Raw genomic sequence first — 21,127 nt, forward strand, 5'->3', positions numbered from 1 at the left:
GATGATGTTAGACCACCCTGCTTCTAGCGCAGCGCGGCCCTCTGAACCGGCACATAGGTTTGACTCAGGTCCGTCGCCCATCCATCGAGTACGGCTTTCACGTTATCGGGCTTCATGACCTGTTTGTCGTTCTCCAGCGGTATACCCTTGCCCTTGCGCACCACCTCGGCCACGACTTCCCCGGTCGAGCCGTCCTCGAAGGACACTTCCGTGGCAATCTCGCTGTCGCGGTCACGAATGCCGGTGGCGGTGCTCACGCCGGCCGCAACCAGCGTCACCGGCAGCCATTCATAAAAGCGCAGGCCCTGAGTACTGGCGGCGACCTGGGTGATGGCCGGTTTGACGATCAGCGTGTTCGGGCCGGGTTTCGACGCCAGCGGCAGCACCTTGCCCAGCTCCAGTCTGAGGGCAGCGTCGTAGTAGTGGGTCACGCCCGACAAGGTACTTTGGGGAATGCGCGGCGAAGGCTGGGGCCGTGGATAGAACTGGCTCGGCGCCAGATAAACCTGGGTGTAACGGCCTCTGGCCAGAGTCGGGCTGACCCAACTCAGAATCTTCTGCCCCGAAGCGGTCTGCCCTTCCTTGAGCACGCTGTAATCCCGGAGAAACCCGGCCTGCGGCTCGGTCGGAAGCTTCTTGCTGCTGCACGCCGACAGGCTGAGGGAGGCGGCAAACAACACGGCCAGTGAGCGATGGTTACTCATCGAGGGTGTTTCCTTTTTCAGGCGTGGACGTGGCTGTGCGGGGTGTTGTCGGAGCACTCGATGCGCAACTGGCCGTGGGTCATGATCCATTGGATGAATTCGGCGGTAGGAATCGTGTGCAGGTATTCGACCCAATGGGCCTCGGTCGGGCTGAACCGTTCGAAATAGCGGCGCAGGATCAACTGGCTCTGATCGTTGGCCAGCCCCAGGCACGTCTCCTGAAACAGGATCGGTGTATCAGGGCCCGGTGCGGTGGTGCGCTGGGTCAGGATCAACGGGCGCACGGCGCCATGGTCCCGGGTGATGTAGCCGCTGTTCATGTCCTTCATGTTGAGCCCCCTTGGTTGGAAGGCGTGCAGAGTGCCTGCGGATGTTTGCCCGACGATGTCCGGCTGATGTCGGCGCTGAAGGAATGTTGCAGGATTGAAATATATGACCGGCGCATCGAAATGGTTTTAGATGCGCTTCTTTTGGGTTCATGGATTGCGCAAACGTGAGCAGATTGCTGATCGTCGATGACGACGGGGAAATTCTGTCCTTGCTGAAGAAGTTCTTCGTTCAGCACGGCTATCAGGTCGATGTCGCCGCCCATGGCGAGGCCATGTGGGCGGCCATTGCGCAGGCACGGCCGGACACGATCATCCTCGACCTGATGCTGCCCGGCGAGGGTGGTCTGAGCCTGTGCCAGAAGGTCCGTGCGCAGATGGGCATCCCGATCATCATGCTCACGGCCATGGCCGAGCTGAGCGACCGGATCGTCGGCCTGGAATTGGGCGCCGACGACTACCTGACCAAGCCCTTCGCCCCGCAGGAACTGCTGGCCCGGGTGCGCGCCCTGCAACGTCGGGTCGGTGAGAGCACGCCGTCCGGCGCCGAGCCTTCACGGCCGGTCATGGCCTTCGCCGGTTGGCATCTGGACATTACCTGCCGTGAACTGCGCTCGCCCGAAGGCGTGATGATTCCGATGTCGGCCGGCGAATTCGACCTGTTGCTGGTGTTGCTCGAACATCCGCAACGCATCCTGACCCGCGAGCAACTGATCGACCTGACCCACGGCCAGGGCCACGACGCCTATGACCGCAGCATCGACGTGCAGATCAGTCGGCTGCGGCGCAAGATCGAACCGGACAGCAAGCGCCCGGACCTGATCCGCACCGTGCGCAACGGCGGTTACATGTTCACCGCCAAGGTCAGCCGCTCATGATCGGCCGAATGCTGCGGCGCGACACCCTCAGTCGGCGGATTGCCCTGACGATCGTGGCTGCCATGCTCGCTTCGCTGCTGCTCAATGCGCTGTTCGTTCAGGTCGCGGGGATCTGGGCCCGACCGCCGATCGAGCGCACCGGGTTGCTGGAACAGATCGCCGCCACCACGCGGGTGATCGAGGCTGCGCCGGCAAACTTGCGCCCGCAACTGGCCAGTGCCGCCAGCAGCCCGATGCTTGAAGTGTTATGGAAACCCCGTCGGGTCGACTTCGGTCTGCCGGGGGACGGCGAACAGGTCGAGGCCGGAAAAGTGCCGGCGCTGCGGCAATTGCTTGGCGATGACCGACAGATCGACGTGTTCAACCCCGACGACTGGCCCGCCGGCAGCCCTCGAGCGCATTACATGGCGCTGGTGCGGTTGGCGGATGACAGTTGGCTGTCGTTCACGCCGCCGGAGCGCAGTTGGGGCTTGAGCCTTAACGTACGGATTGCCGTGATCGTTGCTCTGGGACTGGTCGCCACGTTGCTGGTCGCCTGGCTGGCCACGCGGCAACTTGCCCAGCCGTTGCAGCGCTTTGCCCATGCGGCGCGGCGTTTCGGCGGGGACCTGAAAGCGCCGCCGATCCCCCTAGAAGGTCCGCACGAAATCCGTCAGGCCATCGTCGCCTTCAACACGATGCAGGCGCAGATCCAGCATTTCATCGGCGAACGCACCCACATGCTAGCCGCTATCTCCCACGACTTGCGCGCACCGCTGACCCGGATGCGCCTGCGCAGCGAGTTCATGGAAGACCTCGACCATCAGGGCAAACTGATCCGCGACATCGAGGAAATGCAATCGATGATCAACGCCGCCCTGGCGTTCTTCCGTGAAGACACTCACTTGGAGCAATCCACCGCGTTCGATCTGTCGGAGTTGCTGCAAACCATCGTCGATGACTACCGCGATCAGCACCTGGACATCGGTTTCATCGGTCCGGCGCATGTGGTGTACGACGGCAGGCCGCTGGGCATCAAACGGGTCATCGTCAATCTGCTGGATAACGCGGTGAAATACGGACAGCGCCCGAGCGTGGTGCTGAGCAGCGATGACACGTCGATCCGCATCGAGGTGATTGACGAGGGGCCGGGGATTCCCGAGGACGCGCTGGAGCGGGTGTTCGATCCGTTCTTCCGACTCGAGACCTCGCGCAACCGCGACACCGGTGGCGTCGGGCTCGGTCTTTCGGCGGCACGGGGAATCATTCGTGAACAGGGTGGCGAACTGAGTTTGCGCAATCGCCGCAGCGGCGGCTTGTGCGCACGGGTTGAATTGCCCCATCGCTGAGGCCTATTCGTCGCCGGGCTCCAGCAACAGATTTGGCGCCAGCCGCTGATAACCGTCTTGAGCCAGGCGCATGTCGAGCAACAGACTGCCCAGATCCGCCGACAGCGCCTCGCCCTCCCCGTCGTTCTCCAGATACAGCAACTTCAGGTAGCTGTTGCAGCCCGGACAGACTTCGGCGCGCAACGGCGCCTGATTGGCCGCGTGACGGTCATCCTCAAGGCTCAGGTATTCAAGCCCTTTGCTCTGCTCGCAATACACGCACTTGACCCGCACCACATGCCATTCGCAGGCGCACAGCGAACACACCAGATAACGCAGGCCGTTGTGCTTGCCGCGATGGCGGATCACTCCGGCCATGGCCGGCGAGCCACAGGCCGGGCACTGGCTGAGGCTGTCGCCGGGCGTCAGTTGCAGGTTCGGCGCACTGAGCAGCCAATGACTCCACGCCGCTTGCAGCGCCGCCCCGAGAAACGGCACCAGCGCCGCCGGCACCAGCGAATACTGGCCGCTGACCAGCGCCACGGCCCAGGCGCGCAACTGGCCGGGGCTGGCGATGCGCAGCGTGGTCACGGCCTCGACCACCGCCGGTTGCTCGGGGGCGACATAACGCTGGAGCAAAGCCTCGAGATACAGCTGCCAGGTGTCCTCGCGAATCAGGGTGTCGGCGGCGAACGGTGGCATGCCGTGTTGCCGGCAGACGTCCAGTCGCTGTTCATCAAGCGGCGCGGTCGAGGGCGGGTCGTCGAAGACCTGCTGCTGGACACGGCACAACCCGGCAATCAAATGCAGATAGTCGGCCAGCGGATGCCCTTCGGCCAGACGCTCAAGACGCTGAGCCCGCAACGTGAACAGGTTGTGCGGCGGCAGGTGCAGAAACGGCGGCGAACTGGCCGCCGCTTCGATTTCTCCGGGTTCGAGGATGGTTGGCAACTGTCAGCCCTTTTTCGTGACCGGTCGCTCTGGCGGATCTTTGCTGTCCACCTCGCGATACCAGAGTGCATGGTGTTTCCTGGCCCAGGCGCGGCTGACCCAGCCGTGCATCATCGCGTCCACCGAACCCTTGATCCAGATCCCGGCGTAGATGTGTACGATGATGCTCAGGATCAGCACAAACCCCGCCAGTGCGTGCAGCAACATCGCCCAGCGAATCGTGGTGATGCCGAAGTAATGACTGAAATACGCGCGCCAGATCACCAGCCCCGTGAACAACAGCCCGAGCATGCACAGCAGTAAAGTCCAGAACAGCAGCTTTTGCCCGGCGTTGTACTTGCCCACCGCCGGCACGGTTTCCTCGTCGTTTACCAGCACCCGGTCGATGCGTCGCAGCCATTTCCAGTCGTTGTCGATGAAGAAGTTCGAGCGCCAGAAGCGAAACACCAGGCCAAGGAAGAACACGAACATCAGCACGCCCATGAACGGGTGCAGGATCCGCGTCCACGGCCCGCCGCCGAACAGGTGGGTCAGCCAGAACATCGACGGATGAAACAGTGCCAGCCCCGATAGCCCGGCCATGAAGAACAGAATCGCCACCAGCCAGTGATTGGTGCGCTGGTTGGCGGTGTAGCGCAGGATCGTCTTGTTGCTCATGGCCGGCCCTCCCCGCGTGGGTCGAAGGTGTGCACCGCCGGATCGACGACGTGCACCGAGGTGTCGGGCGGTTCGGGATGTTCATCTTCCTCGACCCGGTTCGGGCCGATCCGCACGTAATGGAAGAACCCGGCCAGCACTGCCGCGCCCATGGCCAGCAACGCCAGCGGTTTGCTGATGCCCTTCCACAGGCCTACCAGAGGACTGATCTCGGGGTTGTCCGGCAGACCGGCGTAGATTTTCGGGGTGTCGGCGTGGTGCAGCACGTACATGACATGGGTGCCGCCGACGCCTGCCGGGTCATACAGGCCGGCGTTGTCGAAGCCACGGCTTTTCAGGTCGACGATGCGTTCGGCGGCGTGGGTCTTCATGTCGTCCTTGGTGCCGAACACGATGGCGCCGGTCGGGCAGGTTTTCACGCAGGCCGGTTCCAGCCCCACCGCCACCCGGTCGGAACAGAGCGTGCATTTGTAGGCCTTGTGATCCTTCTGCGAAATGCGCGGGATGTTGAACGGGCAGCCGGTGATGCAATAACCGCAGCCGATGCAGTGGTCCTGATCGAAATCGACGATGCCGTTGGCGTGCTTGATGATCGCGCCGGGGCTGGGGCACGCCGCCAGGCAACCGGGTTCGGCGCAGTGCATGCAACCGTCCTTGCGGATCAGCCATTCGAGGTTGCCGGCGTCGGTTTCATGCTCGGTGAAGCGCATCAGCGTCCATGAATCGGCGCTCAGATCCTGCGGATTGTCGTAGGTGCCGTGGTTGTGGCCAACCTCGTCGCGCAGCTCGTTCCATTCCGAGCACGCGACCTGGCAGGCCTTGCAGCCGATGCATTTGGTGGTGTCGATCAGCTTGGCCACCTGTTCCTGACCGCGTATCGAAGGCGCCGGGGTCGTGGTGGCCGAGCGGGCAATGATGTCTTGGCTGGCCATCTAAAGATTCTCCATCAGAGCTTCTCCACGTTGACCAGGAATGACTTGGATTCCGGGGTCTGTGTATTGCCATCGCCGAGGAACGGCACCAGGGTGTTGGTCAGGTAACCGTGGCGTGTCAGGCCGGTGAAGCCCCAGTGCAGCGGAATGCCGATCTGGTGCACCACCTGGTTGTTGACCTGCAACGGCCGGATCCTTTTGGTCACCACCGCCACCGCTTCAATGAACCCGCGCTTGCAGCTGACCCGCACCCGGTCGCCGGCAGCGATGCCCTTCTCCTTGGCCAGCACTTCGCCGATTTCCACGAACTGCTCGGGTTGAGCAATCGCGTTCAACTTGCAGTGCTTGCTCCAGAAGTGGAAATGCTCGGTCAGCCGGTAGCTGGTCGCTGCATACGGATAATCCTTGGCCACGCCGAGGCTGTCCCACACCGAATCGAAGATCCGCGCCGCCGGGTTGCTGGTGGCTTTCTTGTTGTCCGGGTGCAGCGGGTTGATGCCGATCGGCGTTTCGAACGGCTCGTAGTGCTCGGGGAATGGCCCTTCGTTCATCTTGTCGACGGCGAAGAACCGCGCCACGCCTTCGGGGTTCATGATGAACGGGTTCATCCCGGCTTCCGGCGGTACGTCGGCCTTGTAGTCCGGCACGTCGGTGCCGCCCCACGTCTTGCCGTTCCACCAGACCAGGCGTTTTTTCGGATCCCACGGCTTGCCGGCGACGTCCGCCGAGGCGCGGTTGTACAGAATCCGCCGGTTGGCCGGCCAAGCCCACGCCCAGCCCTGATGCTGGTGCATTCCGTAAGGGTCGTTATTGTCGCGGCGGGCCATCTGGTTGCCGGCTTCGGTCCAGCTGCCGCAGAAGATCCAGCAGCCAGACGCGGTGCTGCCGTCATCCTTGAGCTGAGCGAACCCGGCCAGTTGCGAATTGCCCTTGATCGCCGCACCCGTGGCGTCGGTGAAATCGGTGGTGGCGTAGCCGTTGACCTCTTTGGCGATTTCTTCCGGCGAGGGCTCTTCGGCGATCTTGTACGGCCACGACAGCTTCAACAGCGGATCGGCGAACTTGCCGCCCTCGGCCTGATAGCGCTCACGCAGGCGCAGGAACAGCGCGCTCATGATCTGCACGTCGGTGCGCGCTTCGCCGGGGCCGTCGGCACCTTTCCAGTGCCATTGCAGCCAGCGGCTGCTGTTGACGAGCGAACCGTCCTCTTCGGCAAAACAGGTGGTCGGCAGGCGAATCACTTCGGTCTGGATGTCGGCGCTCTTCACATCGTTGAACGGCCCGACGTGTTCCCAGAACTGCGAGGTTTCGGTGGCCAGCGGGTCCATCACCACCAGCCATTTGAGCTTGGCCAGCGCCGCCATCACCCGGTTCTTGTCCGGCAACGCGGCAATCGGGTTGAAGCCCTGGCACATGTAGCCGTTGACCTTGCCCTGCCCCATCAGATCGAACACCTTGAGGATGTCGTAGTTGGGGATGTCGAGTTTCGGCAGATAGTTGTAGGCCCACTGGTTCTCGGCGGTGGCATTGGCGCCGTACCAGGCTTTCATCAGGCTGACGTGGAACTTGCTGTAGTTCTGCCAGTAGGACAATTGCCCCGGCCGCAGCGGTACTTGCGTGCGTTTATGGATGTAGGCCGCGTAATCCTGCTCGGCGTCGGTGGGCAGGGTCAGGTAACCCGGAAGCGCGTTGGACAGCAGGCCGAGGTCGGTCAGGCCCTGGATGTTCGAGTGTCCGCGCAAGGCGTTGACCCCGCCGCCGGGCATGCCGACGTTGCCGAGCAACAGTTGCACCATCGCCGCGCTGCGGATGATCTGCGAGCCAATCGAGTGCTGAGTCCAGCCCAGCGCATAGAGAATGGTCATGGTCTTGCCCGGGATCGAGCAAGTGGCGATTTCCTCCCAGATTTTCTGCATCGCATCGACCGGCATCCCGCAGATCTGGCTCGCCAGGTCGATGTTGTAGCGGCTGTAATGCTGCTTCATCAGCTGATAGACGCAGCGCGGGTCCTGCAGGGTCGGGTCGACTTTGACGAAGCCGTCATCCCCCAGTTCGTAACCCCAGGTGGATTTGTCGGTGTAGCTGCGTTTGGCCGCGTCGTAACCGGTAAACAGTCCGTCCTCGAAGCCGAAACCGGCTTTGACGATGAACGACACGTCGGTGTAGTTGCGCACGTATTCGTGCTGGATCTTGTCCTCGGTCAACAGGTAGTTGATCAGCCCGCCCATGAACGCGATGTCGCTGCCGGTGCGAATCGGCGCGTAGTAATCGGCCACTGACGCGGTCCGGGTAAACCTCGGATCGACCACGATCAGCCGCGCGGCATTGTGCGCCTTGGCTTCGGTCACCCATTTGAAGCCGCAAGGATGGGCTTCTGCTGCGTTGCCACCCATCACCAGGATCAGATTCGCGTTGGCGATATCGGTCCAGGTGTTGGTCATGGCTCCACGGCCGTACGTCGGGGCAAGACTTGCCACCGTCGGGCCGTGTCAGACACGCGCCTGGTTATCGAACCCCAGCATGCCGAGACTGCGAACCACCTTGTGGGTGATGTAACCCGCTTCGTTGGACGCTGCCGACGCTGCGAGGAATCCGGTGGTCAGCCAACGATTCACCGTCTGGCCCTGGGCGTTCTGCTCGACGAAATTGGCGTCGCGGTCGGCCTTCATCAGGTCGGCGACGCGGTCGAGGGCTTCGTCCCAGGTGATTCGGGTCCATTCGCTGCTGCCGGGTTTGCGTACCTGCGGGTACTGCAAGCGGCCGGGGCTGTGAATGAAGTCCAGCAGGCCGGCGCCTTTCGGGCACAGGGTGCCGCGGTTGACCGGATGGTCGGCGTCGCCCTCGATATGGATGATGTTTTGCGCAACGTTCTTCGCGGCATCGCCCTGGCTGTACATGATCAAGCCGCAACCGACCGAGCAATACGGGCAGGTGTTGCGGGTTTCATGGGTGTGGGCAAGCTTGAAGTGGCGCACCTGCTCGGCGAAGGCCGGCGTCGGGGCCATGCCCAACGCGCCCAGGCTAGAGCCTGCAAGGCCGATACCGGTGACCTTGAAGAACTGACGACGGCTGAGATCCATCGTGCACTCCTGATCAGGTGGAACCCGGTACTTGAGCCGGGTTTGTTCTGGACAATCACGGTTGCGGCAAACGAATGCCGACCTTTTCACTGTAGACAACGCCCCCGCTGCCTGTGTGAAAACCGACCGTCGGCCACCCTCGGGTCACAAGTTCGCGCCCACAGGGGATGGGGGTTTATCATCGCCGGCACGACCCATCTCCGCCTTCAGAGACCGCGCATGACTTTCGATTTTGATCAGGTATTCGACCGCCACGACACCGGCAGCACCAAGTGGAGCCGCTATCCGGCCGACGTGTTGCCGATGTGGGTCGCTGACATGGATTTCGCCGCGCCGCCGGTGGTGATCGAGGCGCTGCAACGACGCCTGCTGCACCCATTGGTTGGCTACAGCGTGGCCCAGGACAACCTGCGCGAGGCCATCGTCGCCGACCTCTGGAACAAGTTCGCCTGGCGGGTCAAACCGCAAGAGCTGATCTTCCTGCCGGGTGTGGAATCGGGTTTCAACATGGCGCTCAAGGCGCTGGTGCAACCGCAGCAGAACGTCGTGGTGCAAACACCGAACTACCCGCCGCTGCGCCATGCACCGGGCCATTGGGGCCTGAACAAGGTCGAACTGGAATTCAACGCCCAGGCCGATGGCAGCTACGCCACCCCGCTGGACGCATTGCGTGAATCCCTGACCGGTGGCGGCGCCCTGCTCCTGAGCAACCCGCACAACCCGATCGGCAAGGTCTTTGGCCGTGAAGAACTGCAAGCCGTGGCGGACATCTGCGTGGCGCAGGACGCCTGGATCATCTCCGACGAGATCCACGCCGAGCTGTGCTACGACGGCCGCGTCCACATTCCGACTGCCTCCCTGAGCCCGGAGATCGCCCGCCGCACCATCACCCTGATGTCGGCCAGCAAGGCCTACAACATCGCCGGTCTCAAGACCTCGTTCATGATCATCCAGGACGCCGCATTGCGCGAACGCGTCAACCACGCCCGTTGCGGCATGGTCGACAGCGTCAACCCGCTGGGCATGGAAGCCACGCGCGTGGCCTACAGCGAAGCCGGCCCATGGCTTGAAGCGCTGAAACACTACCTGCAAGCCAACCGTGACTGGCTGGTGGACGCCGTGCGCAACCGCTTGCCCGGCGTGACCATCAATGTGCCGCAAGGCACATACCTGGCCTGGCTCGACTGCTCGGCGCTGGATCTGGACGACCCGCAAAAATTCTTCCTGGACCACGCCCGCGTCGGCCTCAGCCCGGGCCTGGATTTTGGCGATCAAAGCCAACAGTTCGTGCGCCTGAACTTCGGCTGCCCGCGTTCGATGCTCGAAGAAGGCATTGCGCGGATGGCGCGCAGCCTGGCCGAACGCAAGGCCTGACGCTGCCGTGATCTGAATGCGGAGGCTGTTCCAGACAGTGGCCGCAGGAAAAAGTGAACCGGCGCACCGGACGCGTCTCAATACATTCAAGGCCCCCAAACGGGTCGCGAGGGTGAGGACGGGCCGGCAACCATGACATTTATCATCTGGGTGGCAGTACTCGGCGCCGTGCTGCTGACCCTCGCCCTGACGTCGTCCTACCTGCGCTGGATGCCGGTGACGACGTCGGCGGTGTGTCTGTTGCTGGGTATCGGCATCGGTCCGGTCGGGCTCGATCTGCTGGAGTTGCCGCTGGATAAAGCCTCTAAGTGGATGGAGCACCTGACCGAAGTCGCGGTGCTGTTTTCCCTGTTCGTCTGCGGTTTGAAGTTGCGTTTGCCATTGCGCGACAAACGCTGGCGGATCGCATTCGGCCTGGCGGGCCCGGTGATGGTGCTGACCATCATCGGCGTGTGTCTGCTGTTGCACTTCGGCCTGCACATGCCTTGGGGGCCTTCGTTGCTGATCGGCTCGATCCTCGCCCCGACCGACCCGGTGCTGGCGGCGCTGGTGCAGGTCAACGATGCGCGGGACGTCGACAGCGTACGGTTCGGCCTGTCCGGCGAGGCCGGACTGAATGACGGGATAGCCTTTCCCTTCGTGATCCTCGGCTTGTTACTGCTTAACGGTGAAGGTTTTGCCGCCGAATGGCCCGACTGGGTGCTGCGCAGCCTGCTCTGGGCCGTGCCCGCCGGATTGCTTTGCGGTTACTGGATGGGCCGCGGCATCGGCCGCCTGACCTTGTCACTGCGCATCCGCAACGATGACAGCACCCTCAGCCCCAATGACTATCTGGCGCTGGCGTTGATCGCGCTGGCCTACGTGGTGGCGGAATCCATCGGTGGCTACGGGTTTCTGTCGGTGTTCGCCGCCGGCCTGGGGTTGCGGCAGGAGGAAGTCAAATCCACCGGCGCCCACCAACCGCCCGCCGAGCATCTGGTGCAACCGGTGGTCGGCCATCAGAACGTCGAGCCGCAGCATGCGGTGCACGGCGATACCGAACGACTGGAAGACAGCCAGGTGGCCGCCGGCATCATGATGGGCGACATGCTCGCCTTCGGCAGTCTGGTCGAGCGGGCGATGGAAGTGTTTCTGGTCACGCTGCTGGGCGTGGTGCTGGTCAGTCACTGGGATTGGCGGGCGCTGCTGGTCGGCGGCGTGCTGTTCTGTGTCATTCGCCCGGTCTGCGTGGGGTTGATGCCGTGGGGATCGCTGCTGGCTGGGCGCCAACGGTTATTGATCGGCTGGTTCGGCATTCGTGGAATCGGCAGTCTGTTCTACCTCTTTTATGCGCTGAATCATGGACTGGGCGACAGCGTGGGCACGCTGTGTACCGACCTGACCTTGTCGGTGGTGGCGCTGAGCATTCTGCTGCACGGCGTCAGCACCCAGCCAATTCTGGCCCGCTACGAGGGGCGTCAAAAACCGGGCAAAGCCGAAGAGCACGGTGGTGCTTCAGCTTCCCGGGTTGGTCACCTGAATGTAGAAGGCGTAACTGCCCAGCAACATCCAGAACGTGGCAAAGATCCACGGCGTACGAATGGAAAACAGCAGTGACTTGCGATACCCCTTGTGGCTCGACTCCATTTCGCTGAACAGCGGCGATTCGTCATATGCCAGGCCCATCAGGGGTTCGCTGCGCAGCAATTCACTCTGCTTGAAGTGCCAATGATCGATGATGTCGTAGGCGGCACGAATCCCCGGCCAGGCATTGAGCGAACTGAGCAGGCCGAGCAAGGCCAGGAACGGTGGCACCACCAGGGTGAACAACTTGCCCCACTCGGGGTTGAGGTTGGCCATGCAGGACGCGAAGGCAATCACCAGAAACGATTGCGCCGCCAGGTAGGCATCGGTGCGGTTGGCCAGGATGCTGGTTTCGTACTGGATTTCCCGTCGGTAGAAATCCAGCCGTTCCTTGGGTGAACCGAACATTTTGGCGTTATGTTCGTTCAGGGTCTCTTCGGCGGTCGGTTGGGTCAATATGCGTGGCACGATGGAACGCTCCGAAACAAAGCGTTTGGAGGCACCACGCCCCGGACAAGTTCAGCCCGATTGTGCCCCCCGGTTCACTTCATCGACTGGGCAATGATCTCCACCAGATTCAGCTGATTGAACGGTTTCGACAGTCGCGGCAACCCCGCTGCAAAGCCTTCGAGGCGTTCGGCATAACCGGTGGCGAGGATGATCGGCAGGTCCGGCTTGAGCAGGCGCACGGCGTGAGCCAGTTGCGCGCCGCTCATCTGCGGCATGGCCATGTCGGTGATCATCAGGTCGATGACCTCGCCCTGATCGAACAGCTCCAATGCCTTGGCGCCGGAACTGGCGCTGATCACCCGATGGCCGAGGTCTTCCAGCAGCAGGACCGTGCTGGTGCGCACCAGACTGTCGTCGTCCACCACCAGCACGCTGAGGCGCGGCACCGTATCGGTGGACACCATCGGGCCAAGCGGTTTGGCGACAACACCGTCGATGGCCACCGGCAACCACAGTTCAGCGGTGGTGCCCTGCCCCTGGGTGCTTTTCAAAATGAAGCGGCCACCCAGTTGCTCGATGAAGCCATGGACCATCGACAACCCCAGCCCGGTGCCCTTGCCCAAGCCTTTGGTGGTGAAAAACGGATCGGTCGCCGACGCCAGCGTTTCAGCATCCATGCCCTCACCGGTATCGGTCACCCGCAGACAGACATAGCGTCCTGCCGCCATCGTCGAATCGTGCTGTTCAAGCACCACTTCGGGTTCGGCACTGATGGTGACGCTGCCGCCCTCGGGCATGGCGTCGCGGGCGTTGGTCGCCAGATTGAGTACCGCCAGTTCGAGCTGGTTGCTGTCGGCCAGCACCGCTTGCAGGTCTTCGGGAAACTGCGTTTCGATGCGGATCCCCGGCCCCAGTGAGCTGCGCAACAGCCCGGTGATGCCCTGCACCAGTTTCGGGATTTCGATCGGTTCGGTCTTGAGCTCCTGACGCCGGGCGAAGGCCAGCATGCGTTGGGTCAGCGACACGCCGCGCAATGCGCCCTGCGTGGCGTTCTCCAGCAGTCGGCTGACTTTCGGGTCATCGCCCAGGCGCTTGCGCACGATTTCCAGGTTACCGAGGATCACCGTCAGCAGATTGTTGAAGTCATGGGCGATACCGCCGCTGAGTTGGCCGATAGCCTGCATTTTCTGCGCCTGGAACAGCGCTTCACGGGTTTTCTCCAGGGCCTGTTGCGCCTGGGTAGCCTCGGTCACATCTCGGGTGATCTTGGCAAAACCGAGCAAGGTGCCGGTGTCGCCGCGAATCGCATCGACCACCACATGCGCCAGAAACCGCGTGCCGTCCTTGCGCAGGCGCCAGCTCTTGTTCTCGAAACGGCCCTCGCGCACCGCGGTTTCCAGGGCACGCTGGGGTTCACCGGCCTCACGGTCTTCCGGGGTGTAGAACATCGAGAAATGCTTGCCGATGACCTCATCCGGCTTGTAGCCCTTGATCCGCTGCGCGCCTGGGTTCCAGTTGGTCACCCGGCCTTCGGGGCTGAGCATGTAGATCGCATAGTCGGTGACGCCCTGCACCAGCAGGCGAAACTGCTGTTCGCTCTGCTTGAGGGTTTCTTCGGCCATCTTGCGATCGGTCAGGTCGCGGGTGATCTTGGCGAATCCGAGCAGTTGCCCGCTCGGACTGAAAATCGGATCGATCACCACGTGGCACCAGAAATGCGTGCCGTCCTTGCGTACCCGCCAGCCTTCACCCTCGAAGCGCCCTTCGCGGATCGCCGTGTCGAGTGCCCGCTGCGGCAAACCGTTGGCACGGTCCTCATCGGTGTAGAACCGGGAAAAGTGTTCGCCGAGGATTTCGGCTTCTTCGTAACCCTTGAAGCGTTTGGCGCCGGAGTTCCAGCTGGTGATGATGCCCTCGGGGTCGATCATGTAGATCGCATAATCGACCACCGCATCGATCAGCAAACGAAAGCGCATCTCTTCGATCGCAGCGGACTTCTTGTTCTCGCTCATCAGGCTTGGCTCAAAGCAGGTTTTCAATGACTGGAGTATGCGTCAAACCGGCGGATTGGAAAGGTGCTTCTGCGAGATCGAGGTGCCACCAGCGCGGCAGCAATTGCCGGATGCGGCTTTCGGCAAAGCGATCATCGATCAGCATCACCACGCCGCGATCCTGCTGGGTGCGGATCACCCGTCCGGCGGCCTGCACCACTTTCTGCACGCCGGGGAACAGGTAGGTGTAGTCGTAACCGGCACCGAAGATCGCGGCCATGCGCCGCTTCATCTGTTCATTGACCGGGTTGAGTTGAGCCAGCCCGAGGGTGGCGATAAACGCGCCGATCAGCCGTGCGCCGGGCAGGTCGATGCCTTCGCCGAACGCACCGCCGAGCACGGCAAAACCGACACCCTGGCTGTCGGCGGTGAATTGATCGAGAAATTCCTGACGCGCTCCTTCGGTCATGCCTCGGGATTGCTGCCAGCGGGTGATATGCGGGTGCCGCTCGGCGAGCAGCTGCGCGACCTGTTGCAGGTAATCGAAACTGCTGAAGAACGCCAGGTAGTTGCCCGGACGTTCGCTGAACTGGCGGGCGATCAGCTCGACAATCGGCTCCAGCGACGCCTGACGGTGCGTGAAACGGGTGGAAATCCGGCTGACGATCTGCACCTGCAATTGTTCGGCGCTGAACGGCGACTCGACATCGATCCAGACCGTGTCGGCCGGGGTGCCAAGCAAATCCGCGTAATAGTGGCGCGGGCTCAGCGTCGCGGAAAACAGCACGCTGCTGCGCGCCGCCGTCAGGCGCGTGCCGATGAACGCCGCCGGCACCACGTTGCGCAGGCACAGTTGCGATAGCGGGCGTTTGCGCTCGAGGTCACGCTTGCTGATGTCGAACAGGTAATGCGCGTCGAACAGTTCCGCCACCCGGCCGAACTGCAGCATCTCGAAATAGAAGTTCTGCAACGCGCTGTCGAGCCCTTGCGGGTGATCGTTGAGGTAGTCGCCGATGCTCGCCGTGCAGGAAGAGAGCGCCTGCAACAGTTTTTCCGGCGCCTTGTCGTAGGCCTGATACGGCGCCAACTGGTCATTGTGCAGGGCGTTCCATTCGCGGTTGACCCGTTGCAACGACTTCTTCAAGGCCTCGGGGGCGGTTTTGCGCACGCTGCCCAGTGTCGCCTGATCGAGGGTGGCGCTGTACATCTGCCGCCCGCGCTCGACCAGGTTATGCGACTCGTCCACCAGCACCGCGACGTTCCATTGATTGAACTGGGCCAGACCGAACAGCATCGCGCTGAAATCGAAGTAATAGTTGTAGTCCGCCACCACCACATCGGCCCAGCGGGCCATTTCCTGGCTCAGGTAGTACGGGCACACCGCGTGCTGCGCCGCGACGTCTCGCAGTGCGGCCTGATCCAGCAGACGCAATTGGCTGGCGGCTTCGCGGGCAGCGGGCAAGCGGTCGTAAAAGCCTTGGGCCAACGGGCAGGATTCGCCGTGGCAAGCCTTGTCCGGGTGTTCGCAGGCCTTGTCCCGGGCGACCATTTCCAGCACCCGCAGGGGCAAGGTTTCGCTGTGATCGAACAGCACTTGCGCCGCGTCCAGCGCCAGTTTTCGTCCGGGGGTCTTGGCGGTGAGGAAGTAGACCTTGTCCAGCTGCTGCGGCGCCAACGCCTTGAGCATCGGAAACAGGGTGCCGAGGGTCTTGCCGATCCCGGTCGGGGCCTGGGCCATCAGGCAACGGCCGGTGCTGACGGCCTTGAACACCGATTCGGCGAGGTGACGCTGGCCGGGGCGAAACGCGGCATGGGGAAAACCCAGCTGCTGCGCCGCCCGGTTGCGCGCGTCGCGGTGGGCCATTTCCTGTTCGGCCCACGCCAGGAACAAACCGCACTGTTGTTCGAAAAACTGCCGCAGCGCATCGGCGCTGAACGCTTCGACCAGACAGGTTTCCTTTTCCGTGACGATGTCGAAGTACACCAGCGCCAGATTGATCTGCTCAAGCTGCAATCGACAGCACATCAACCAGCCGTAGATTTTCGCCTGGGCCCAATGCAGCGAACGGTGATTGGCCGGTTGCTTGTTCAGGTCACCGCGATAGGTTTTGACTTCTTCCAGGCAGTTCTGCGTCGGGTTGTAGCCGTCCGCCCGGCCCTTGACCTTTAATGGCCCGAATGCGCCCTCCAGTGCCACTTCGCTCTGGTACGCGTCGTAGCGCCGGGACGCCACGGTGCGATGCCCGGCAATCCCCTCCAGCGCGGTCGGTGACGGGGTGAAGCGCAAGTCGAGGTCACCGGTTTTCGCGGTGAACTCGCACAGCGCCCGCACCGCAATGCTGTAGCTCAAGCGCCCTGCTCCGCCCATTGCACGTAACACACGGCGACCGGCATCCGGTGCGTGTGGCAGAACTCCAGCCAGCGCAATTGGTTGTCCTGCAAGCGATCGCCCGGGCCTTTGACTTCGATCATCCGGTAGGTCTTGTGCTGCGGCCAGAACTGGATCAGGTCGGGCATGCCAGCGCGATTGGCCTTGATGTCCAGCAGCAGACGGCTGAACCAGTGCTTGAGGTGTTCGGCCGGCAGACAGGCCAAGGCCTGCTCCAGCAGTTCTTCATTGAGTGCGCCCCAGAACACGAACGGCGACTGCACGCCCCATTTACCGGCGAACCGCGCGCGGATAGTGTCGGCATAGCGGCCATCGTCGAGTTCGGCCAGACAGGCCTGAAACAGCTCGGCGCGACGGGGCTGGAAGTCCTCGTTGAGCAGATCCACCGGCCCGCGCTGGAACGGGTGAAAGAACGCGCCCGGCAACGGCGCGAAGATCGCCGGCCAGCACAGCAGGCCGAACAATGAATTGATCAGGCTGTTTTCCACGTAATGCACCGGGCCTGCTTCTTCGTGCAGGTGCGCCTGAACGTGATATTCCACCGACAACGCCGGATCGAGACGCGGCAGGTGCAGATCCAGCCGCTCCACCAGGCCGGGCGCCGTGCGTTTGATCGGGGGCCCGCCAAGCTTGCGCCGCAAGCGTGGCAACACCCGTTGCAGGCCCTGCTGTTCGGTGGCGGTTTCCGGCGCCTGCTCGGCAGTGACCGCCAGTTCCAGGGCCAGCGCATATTCGGTGCTGCGCTCCAGCACGCGGATCATCCGCAATCGGGCGCCGGGATAGGCGCAGTCGCGATAGATCTTCAGCGCCAGGGCGAATTCGCCGAGGCGCTCGCAGTATTGGCCGATCTGGAACAACAGCTTGGCGCGCCGCCGTTGCAGCCAAGGGTTGTCGAAATGCAGCGCCGCGACCTGTTCGACGATCGGCTCCAGCGGCTCGCCGGCTTCGAAATACAGCTGACAGTCGTGCAAAAACAGGCAGGCATCGACGTCGGCACGACTGCGCAAGCCCCTTGAGTCAGCGCTGAATTCGACTTTTTCGTAGGTGAAGATGCCGAGGTCGGCGAGCACGAACTCCGACCAATCCTGATAGAGGTTGCCGAAGAACATCAGGCGAAAACGGTCGCACAGGTCCATCAATGTCAGGCTGAACAGCCGATCCGCCAGCGTCGGGCACCATTGCAGGAAACTGCGGGGCTCGGGAAATTGTTCGTGCAGCAGCGGCAGCCAGTCGACTTTCTTGCCTTTAGGCTGATCGATGGCCGGGCCGAAGGCTTGCAGGATCTCGGCCTTGAGCAACACCTCGAACAGTTCTGTCATCGACAACGGCGCCTGTTCATCGAGCCAGCCCTGCTCCAGCAGCGGTTGCGCCGCCTCGGCGATGTCGCCGATTTCCGGATAACTCAGCTTGCCGGCACGAAAGTGCACGCCCTTGCGCATCACCATCCGCACCAGCAATCCCTGGGATCCGCGCGGCAGTGCCTTGAAATCGCGGATGAAGGCGTGCTCCGCTTCGTTCATGACATCGGCGTAGCGAAGCTCAAGCCAATCAAGCACCTGGCGGAAGTTGTTGAGGTAATAGAACGGATCGTCGAGGGGATTGGCAGTCACGGTAATTTCGGGGCCATGGCAAGCGAGTACTGGTTATGCGTACAGATACCAGCCTGCCCCGGCGGGCGCAAACGGAAAAAGATCAGTGGCACCTTCATTGCGGATTTTTTCAGGTGGCCATCGAACTTTTCCCGGCGTAATGGCACCAACCGCGTTAGAGGCCGACAATGGTCGAAATGAACAGGAACGCTGCTTATGAAAATCAAGACTCTCGGGATCCCGTTGGCTGTTGCAGCCCTGCTGACTCTGGCCGGTTGCTCGACCCCGACGGTGGTTACCCTGCAGAACGGCACCCAGTACCTGACCGAGGACATGCCCGATACCAAAAACGAGGACGGCTTCTACGAGTTCAAGGATATTTCCGGTGCCAAGATCCGCGTGCGTGCCGACGAAGTGGCCACGGTGCGCAAGGAAGACTGACGGTTACCCCATCAAAAAAAGGCTGCGTTCCTGTAGGAGCGCAGCCTTTTTTGCATTGATCAGCGGGGTAATGCCATGCCCGGGAGGGAGTCGTCGCAACTGAAGGGCCGCTCGCCCCGGCGAACCAGTTCTTCCTGCAAGCGCTGGCAACGCTGACGCTCCTGCTGCGCCATGCGGTCGATGCTCAGGTTGCCCGTCATCTCCGGCGTTTTGTCTTCGCCGATGCGAACGGTCACGAACGGTTGTTCGGGCTGAATATGAAAGCGGCTTTTTTCTTCGACGGGTTTGACGCCATCACTTTCAGCCGGCTTTGGCAGTTCATCGGTGGTGACGCCATAGCGACTCAGAATCGAGCTGTGAGGCAGATCGGCCCAGGCATTGGCCGACAGCAGCGCCAGTCCCGCAATCCCGATAAACCTCTTGAAACCTTTCACGTGTGAATCTCCTGTACTCGTTGGCGACCCTTACATGACGAACGTTGCCGTCATGGCTTTAGGCCGCATTTCCTGTTGGTGCAGGGATTGGAGTCAGGGAATGGCTGGTGAGTCACTTTTGATATGGGGAGGAGCGCGCCCCTCCCCACCCTTGCCGTCAGGCGATCACGATCCCGTCTGCACTCAGGCTGTTCAACGCAACCCCGACCAGCGTCACCGAATCAGCGCCGAACTTCAGCACCGTATCCTGCCCCACCGCCGTGGCATGGGCGCGGAAGTCTTCGTTGGGCAATACGCCCTGCACGCCGAGGAACACCAGTTTGTCGTTGGCGGTGTAACCCACCACGCGATCCTGGCCGAATGCGCCGCTGAACAGGAAGGTATCCGCCCCGCCGCCCGACTCCATCAGATCATTGCCGGCGCCGCCGACGAAGACGTCGTTGCCCGTCCCGCCGATCAGATGGTCGTTGCCGTCCAGGCCGAACAACCAGTCACCGCTGGCCTTGGCCTTGAGGGTGTCGGCGCCGCCGGTGCCCTTCACGCTCGATTCGTATTGAGTGACGTTGTTGCCGACCTTAAGACCGGTCGCCGTGACGCTGTGGGTCACGTCGTCCTTGAACAGGCCCCAGAGAAAGCCCGGCTCCTTGGTGACGATGCTGCCGATGTCACGGGTGATGCTGATCCCGCCGTTGGCATCGCGGATGTACAGGTTGCCGGCGCCGTCGTTGGCGAAGTCGAAAGTATTGACCGACTTCTGCAACTCCAGGGTGTTGTTGCCCGAGCCGCCGAGCAGGATGTTGTAGCCCCCGCCATCACGGAACGTGTCGTTGCCGGCGCGGCCTTCCAGATAGTCGTTGCCGCTGCCGCCCTGGATCAGGTCGTTGGCGTCGCTGCCGATGATGAAGGTGCTGCCCTTGTGGGTTTCGGCATTGCGGTTCAGGTCCTGCACCCAGGTGTTGGCCCGCGCCGGATCCGACAGGTTGGCGACGATAATCGTCGAGTCCTTGCTGGTCAGGTCGTAGAACTTTGACTCGATCACCCGGTTCATGCCGTCGCCATAAGCGGTCGGCAGGTGCGAGATCCAGGTCGGGATGTTGACGATCGAGAACGGCAGCACGTTCCACGCCGCCGAGGCGTAGTGGTCGTTGAAGCTGACGATGTTGTCGGTCGCCGACTCCTTGGGTGCGTCGTGCACGCCGAGCGAGGCCCCGGTGAAGGTCGAACCGTCGAGGGCGCGGAACACCGGATCGTTTTCGTAGCCGACGTTGAGCACCTTGTCGGTGCTGCTCTGGGTCGGCGAGGCGTAGGCGATGTAGTTGGAATCCTGGAAGAACCCGCCCCATTTGCTGGTGCTCAAGTCCGCCATGCTGTTGACCGCCAGCCCGCCGAGGCTGTGGCCGCTGACCAGCACGTCCTTGCCGGTCAGGCCGTTGGCCTTGGCGAACGCCACCACATCGTTCATCAGGTTGCCGAAGGCTTCGCCGACGTAGTTCTTGGCGTAATCCTTGGGCCCGAATGCGGCGAGCAAGTCGTTGATCACGTCACCGATGGAGTCGCCAATCAGGATTTCCCGTGGGCCGCTGGTGCCGCGAAAGGCGATGCCGATTTCCGTCAGATGGCCCTGCGCGTCGTATTTGCCGAGGATTTCCACCTGGGCGCTGGTGTAGCCGGCCTTTTCACCGAAAAAGGTGCCGCGGGCATCGGTCTTGCCCTCGTAACCCAGTTGCGAGGCGGTGATCGGGGTCCAGCCGGCTTTTTTCACCGCGTCGAGCGCGGCTTTTTCCGAATCGGGGTTCCACGGAATGCCGGGGATCACCCCCTGGGAATCCGTGCCGCCGATCAGCGCGGTCACCAGCGTGGCCGGCAAACCGAGGCCGAAGCCGTTGTGCTGATAACCGACGGCAAAGCCGTTATCGAGGTTGTGGTAGGAATACAGCGTAATGGCCATGGCGTCGCTGAACAGCGCCTTGGAATCCGCCGTACCGAAATTCTTGTAGTCATACACACCCATTGCTGTTGCCTCTCTCTTTGTTGGAATTGTTCAGAGATAGCTCACAACCA

At 62.3% G+C, this 21,127-nt stretch carries 17 protein-coding genes; 5 read left to right on the forward strand and 12 right to left on the reverse strand.

Going from position 1 to position 21,127, the window contains the following annotated elements:
* Window positions 1–23 precede the first annotated feature (23 nt).
* Entirely contained in the window at window positions 24–704 is a 681-nt protein-coding gene (locus AC1RT4_RS05280; protein ID WP_493084068.1) for a DUF3313 domain-containing protein, read from the reverse strand.
* Between the two features lie 17 nt (window positions 705–721).
* Window positions 722–1,033 (reverse strand): hypothetical protein, encoded by a 312-nt coding sequence (locus tag AC1RT4_RS05285; RefSeq protein ID WP_011334117.1) that lies wholly within the window; start codon window positions 1,031–1,033, stop codon window positions 722–724.
* Between the two features lie 149 nt (window positions 1,034–1,182).
* Here AC1RT4_RS05285 and AC1RT4_RS05290 point away from each other — a divergent pair, with 149 nt between their 5' ends.
* A complete protein-coding gene (locus tag AC1RT4_RS05290) occupies window positions 1,183–1,908 on the forward strand; it encodes a response regulator (protein WP_074690605.1) in 726 nt (241 codons plus the stop codon).
* The gene (locus AC1RT4_RS05295) at window positions 1,905–3,236 is read left to right on the forward strand and encodes an ATP-binding protein (protein ID WP_493084071.1); all 1,332 of its coding nucleotides are present in this window, start codon (window positions 1,905–1,907) and stop codon (window positions 3,234–3,236) included. The genes AC1RT4_RS05290 and AC1RT4_RS05295 overlap by 4 nt, the downstream gene beginning before the upstream one ends.
* Window positions 3,237–3,239: 3 nt before the next feature.
* Here AC1RT4_RS05295 and fdhE read toward each other — a convergent pair whose 3' ends face one another.
* Genes fdhE through fdnG form a run of 4 tightly spaced genes read right to left on the reverse strand, consistent with a single transcriptional unit; the run spans window position 3,240 to window position 8,835 of the window.
* On the reverse strand, window positions 3,240–4,166 hold the full coding sequence (gene fdhE, locus AC1RT4_RS05300) for a formate dehydrogenase accessory protein FdhE (RefSeq protein WP_493084073.1): 927 nt from the start codon (window positions 4,164–4,166) through the stop codon (window positions 3,240–3,242).
* 3 nt (window positions 4,167–4,169) lie between these two features.
* A complete protein-coding gene (locus AC1RT4_RS05305) occupies window positions 4,170–4,823 on the reverse strand; it encodes a formate dehydrogenase subunit gamma (RefSeq protein ID WP_102716835.1) in 654 nt (217 codons plus the stop codon).
* Window positions 4,820–5,755, reverse strand: a complete 936-nt coding sequence (fdxH, locus tag AC1RT4_RS05310; RefSeq protein WP_236188551.1) for a formate dehydrogenase subunit beta — start codon at window positions 5,753–5,755, stop codon at window positions 4,820–4,822. Before fdxH ends, AC1RT4_RS05305 begins: the two co-directional genes overlap by 4 nt.
* A 14-nt stretch (window positions 5,756–5,769) precedes the next feature.
* Window positions 5,770–8,835: a formate dehydrogenase-N subunit alpha gene (gene fdnG / locus AC1RT4_RS05315; RefSeq protein ID WP_493084076.1), complete on the reverse strand. Its 3,066-nt coding sequence runs from the start codon at window positions 8,833–8,835 to the stop codon at window positions 5,770–5,772.
* Window positions 8,836–9,054: 219 nt separating this feature from the next.
* On the opposite strand from fdnG, the gene AC1RT4_RS05320 reads away from it, so the two are divergent.
* Together AC1RT4_RS05320 and AC1RT4_RS05325 are read left to right on the forward strand one after the other, a co-directional pair.
* Window positions 9,055–10,209, forward strand: a complete 1,155-nt coding sequence (locus AC1RT4_RS05320) for a MalY/PatB family protein (RefSeq protein ID WP_493084078.1) — start codon at window positions 9,055–9,057, stop codon at window positions 10,207–10,209.
* A gap of 132 nt (window positions 10,210–10,341) precedes the next feature.
* The gene (locus AC1RT4_RS05325; RefSeq protein ID WP_493084079.1) at window positions 10,342–11,805 is read left to right on the forward strand and encodes a cation:proton antiporter; all 1,464 of its coding nucleotides are present in this window, start codon (window positions 10,342–10,344) and stop codon (window positions 11,803–11,805) included.
* Here AC1RT4_RS05325 and AC1RT4_RS05330 read toward each other — a convergent pair.
* The 4 genes from AC1RT4_RS05330 to AC1RT4_RS05345 all read right to left on the reverse strand — a co-directional run bounded on the left by AC1RT4_RS05330 (window position 11,704) and on the right by AC1RT4_RS05345 (window position 18,212).
* On the reverse strand, window positions 11,704–12,240 hold the full coding sequence (locus AC1RT4_RS05330) for a hypothetical protein (protein WP_007951411.1): 537 nt from the start codon (window positions 12,238–12,240) through the stop codon (window positions 11,704–11,706). The genes AC1RT4_RS05325 and AC1RT4_RS05330 overlap by 102 nt on opposite strands.
* Before the next feature lie 74 nt (window positions 12,241–12,314).
* Window positions 12,315–14,234, reverse strand: coding sequence for a hybrid sensor histidine kinase/response regulator (locus AC1RT4_RS05335; protein ID WP_493084081.1), 1,920 nt, complete (start codon window positions 14,232–14,234; stop codon window positions 12,315–12,317).
* Window positions 14,235–14,244: 10 nt separating this feature from the next.
* On the reverse strand, window positions 14,245–16,563 hold the full coding sequence (locus AC1RT4_RS05340; RefSeq protein ID WP_493084083.1) for an ATP-dependent DNA helicase: 2,319 nt from the start codon (window positions 16,561–16,563) through the stop codon (window positions 14,245–14,247).
* Complete coding sequence (locus AC1RT4_RS05345; protein ID WP_493084085.1) at window positions 16,560–18,212, reverse strand: VRR-NUC domain-containing protein; 1,653 nt, start codon at window positions 18,210–18,212, stop codon at window positions 16,560–16,562. The genes AC1RT4_RS05340 and AC1RT4_RS05345 overlap by 4 nt, the downstream gene beginning before the upstream one ends.
* Window positions 18,213–18,407: 195 nt before the next feature.
* Between AC1RT4_RS05345 and AC1RT4_RS05350 the strand changes: the two genes are divergently transcribed.
* On the forward strand, window positions 18,408–18,632 hold the full coding sequence (locus tag AC1RT4_RS05350; RefSeq protein ID WP_007951417.1) for a YgdI/YgdR family lipoprotein: 225 nt from the start codon (window positions 18,408–18,410) through the stop codon (window positions 18,630–18,632).
* A 59-nt stretch (window positions 18,633–18,691) separates the two neighbouring features.
* Here the strand turns inward: AC1RT4_RS05350 and AC1RT4_RS05355 are convergent, their stop codons facing one another.
* Both AC1RT4_RS05355 and AC1RT4_RS05360 read right to left on the reverse strand, forming a co-directional pair.
* Window positions 18,692–19,066 (reverse strand): hypothetical protein, encoded by a 375-nt coding sequence (locus AC1RT4_RS05355; RefSeq protein ID WP_493084088.1) that lies wholly within the window; start codon window positions 19,064–19,066, stop codon window positions 18,692–18,694.
* Between the two features lie 157 nt (window positions 19,067–19,223).
* Entirely contained in the window at window positions 19,224–21,077 is a 1,854-nt protein-coding gene (locus AC1RT4_RS05360; protein ID WP_493084090.1) for a polyurethane esterase, read from the reverse strand.
* Window positions 21,078–21,127 lie beyond the last annotated feature (50 nt).

It is taken from the genome of Pseudomonas sp. GW821-FHT11D10 (assembly GCF_058808435.1).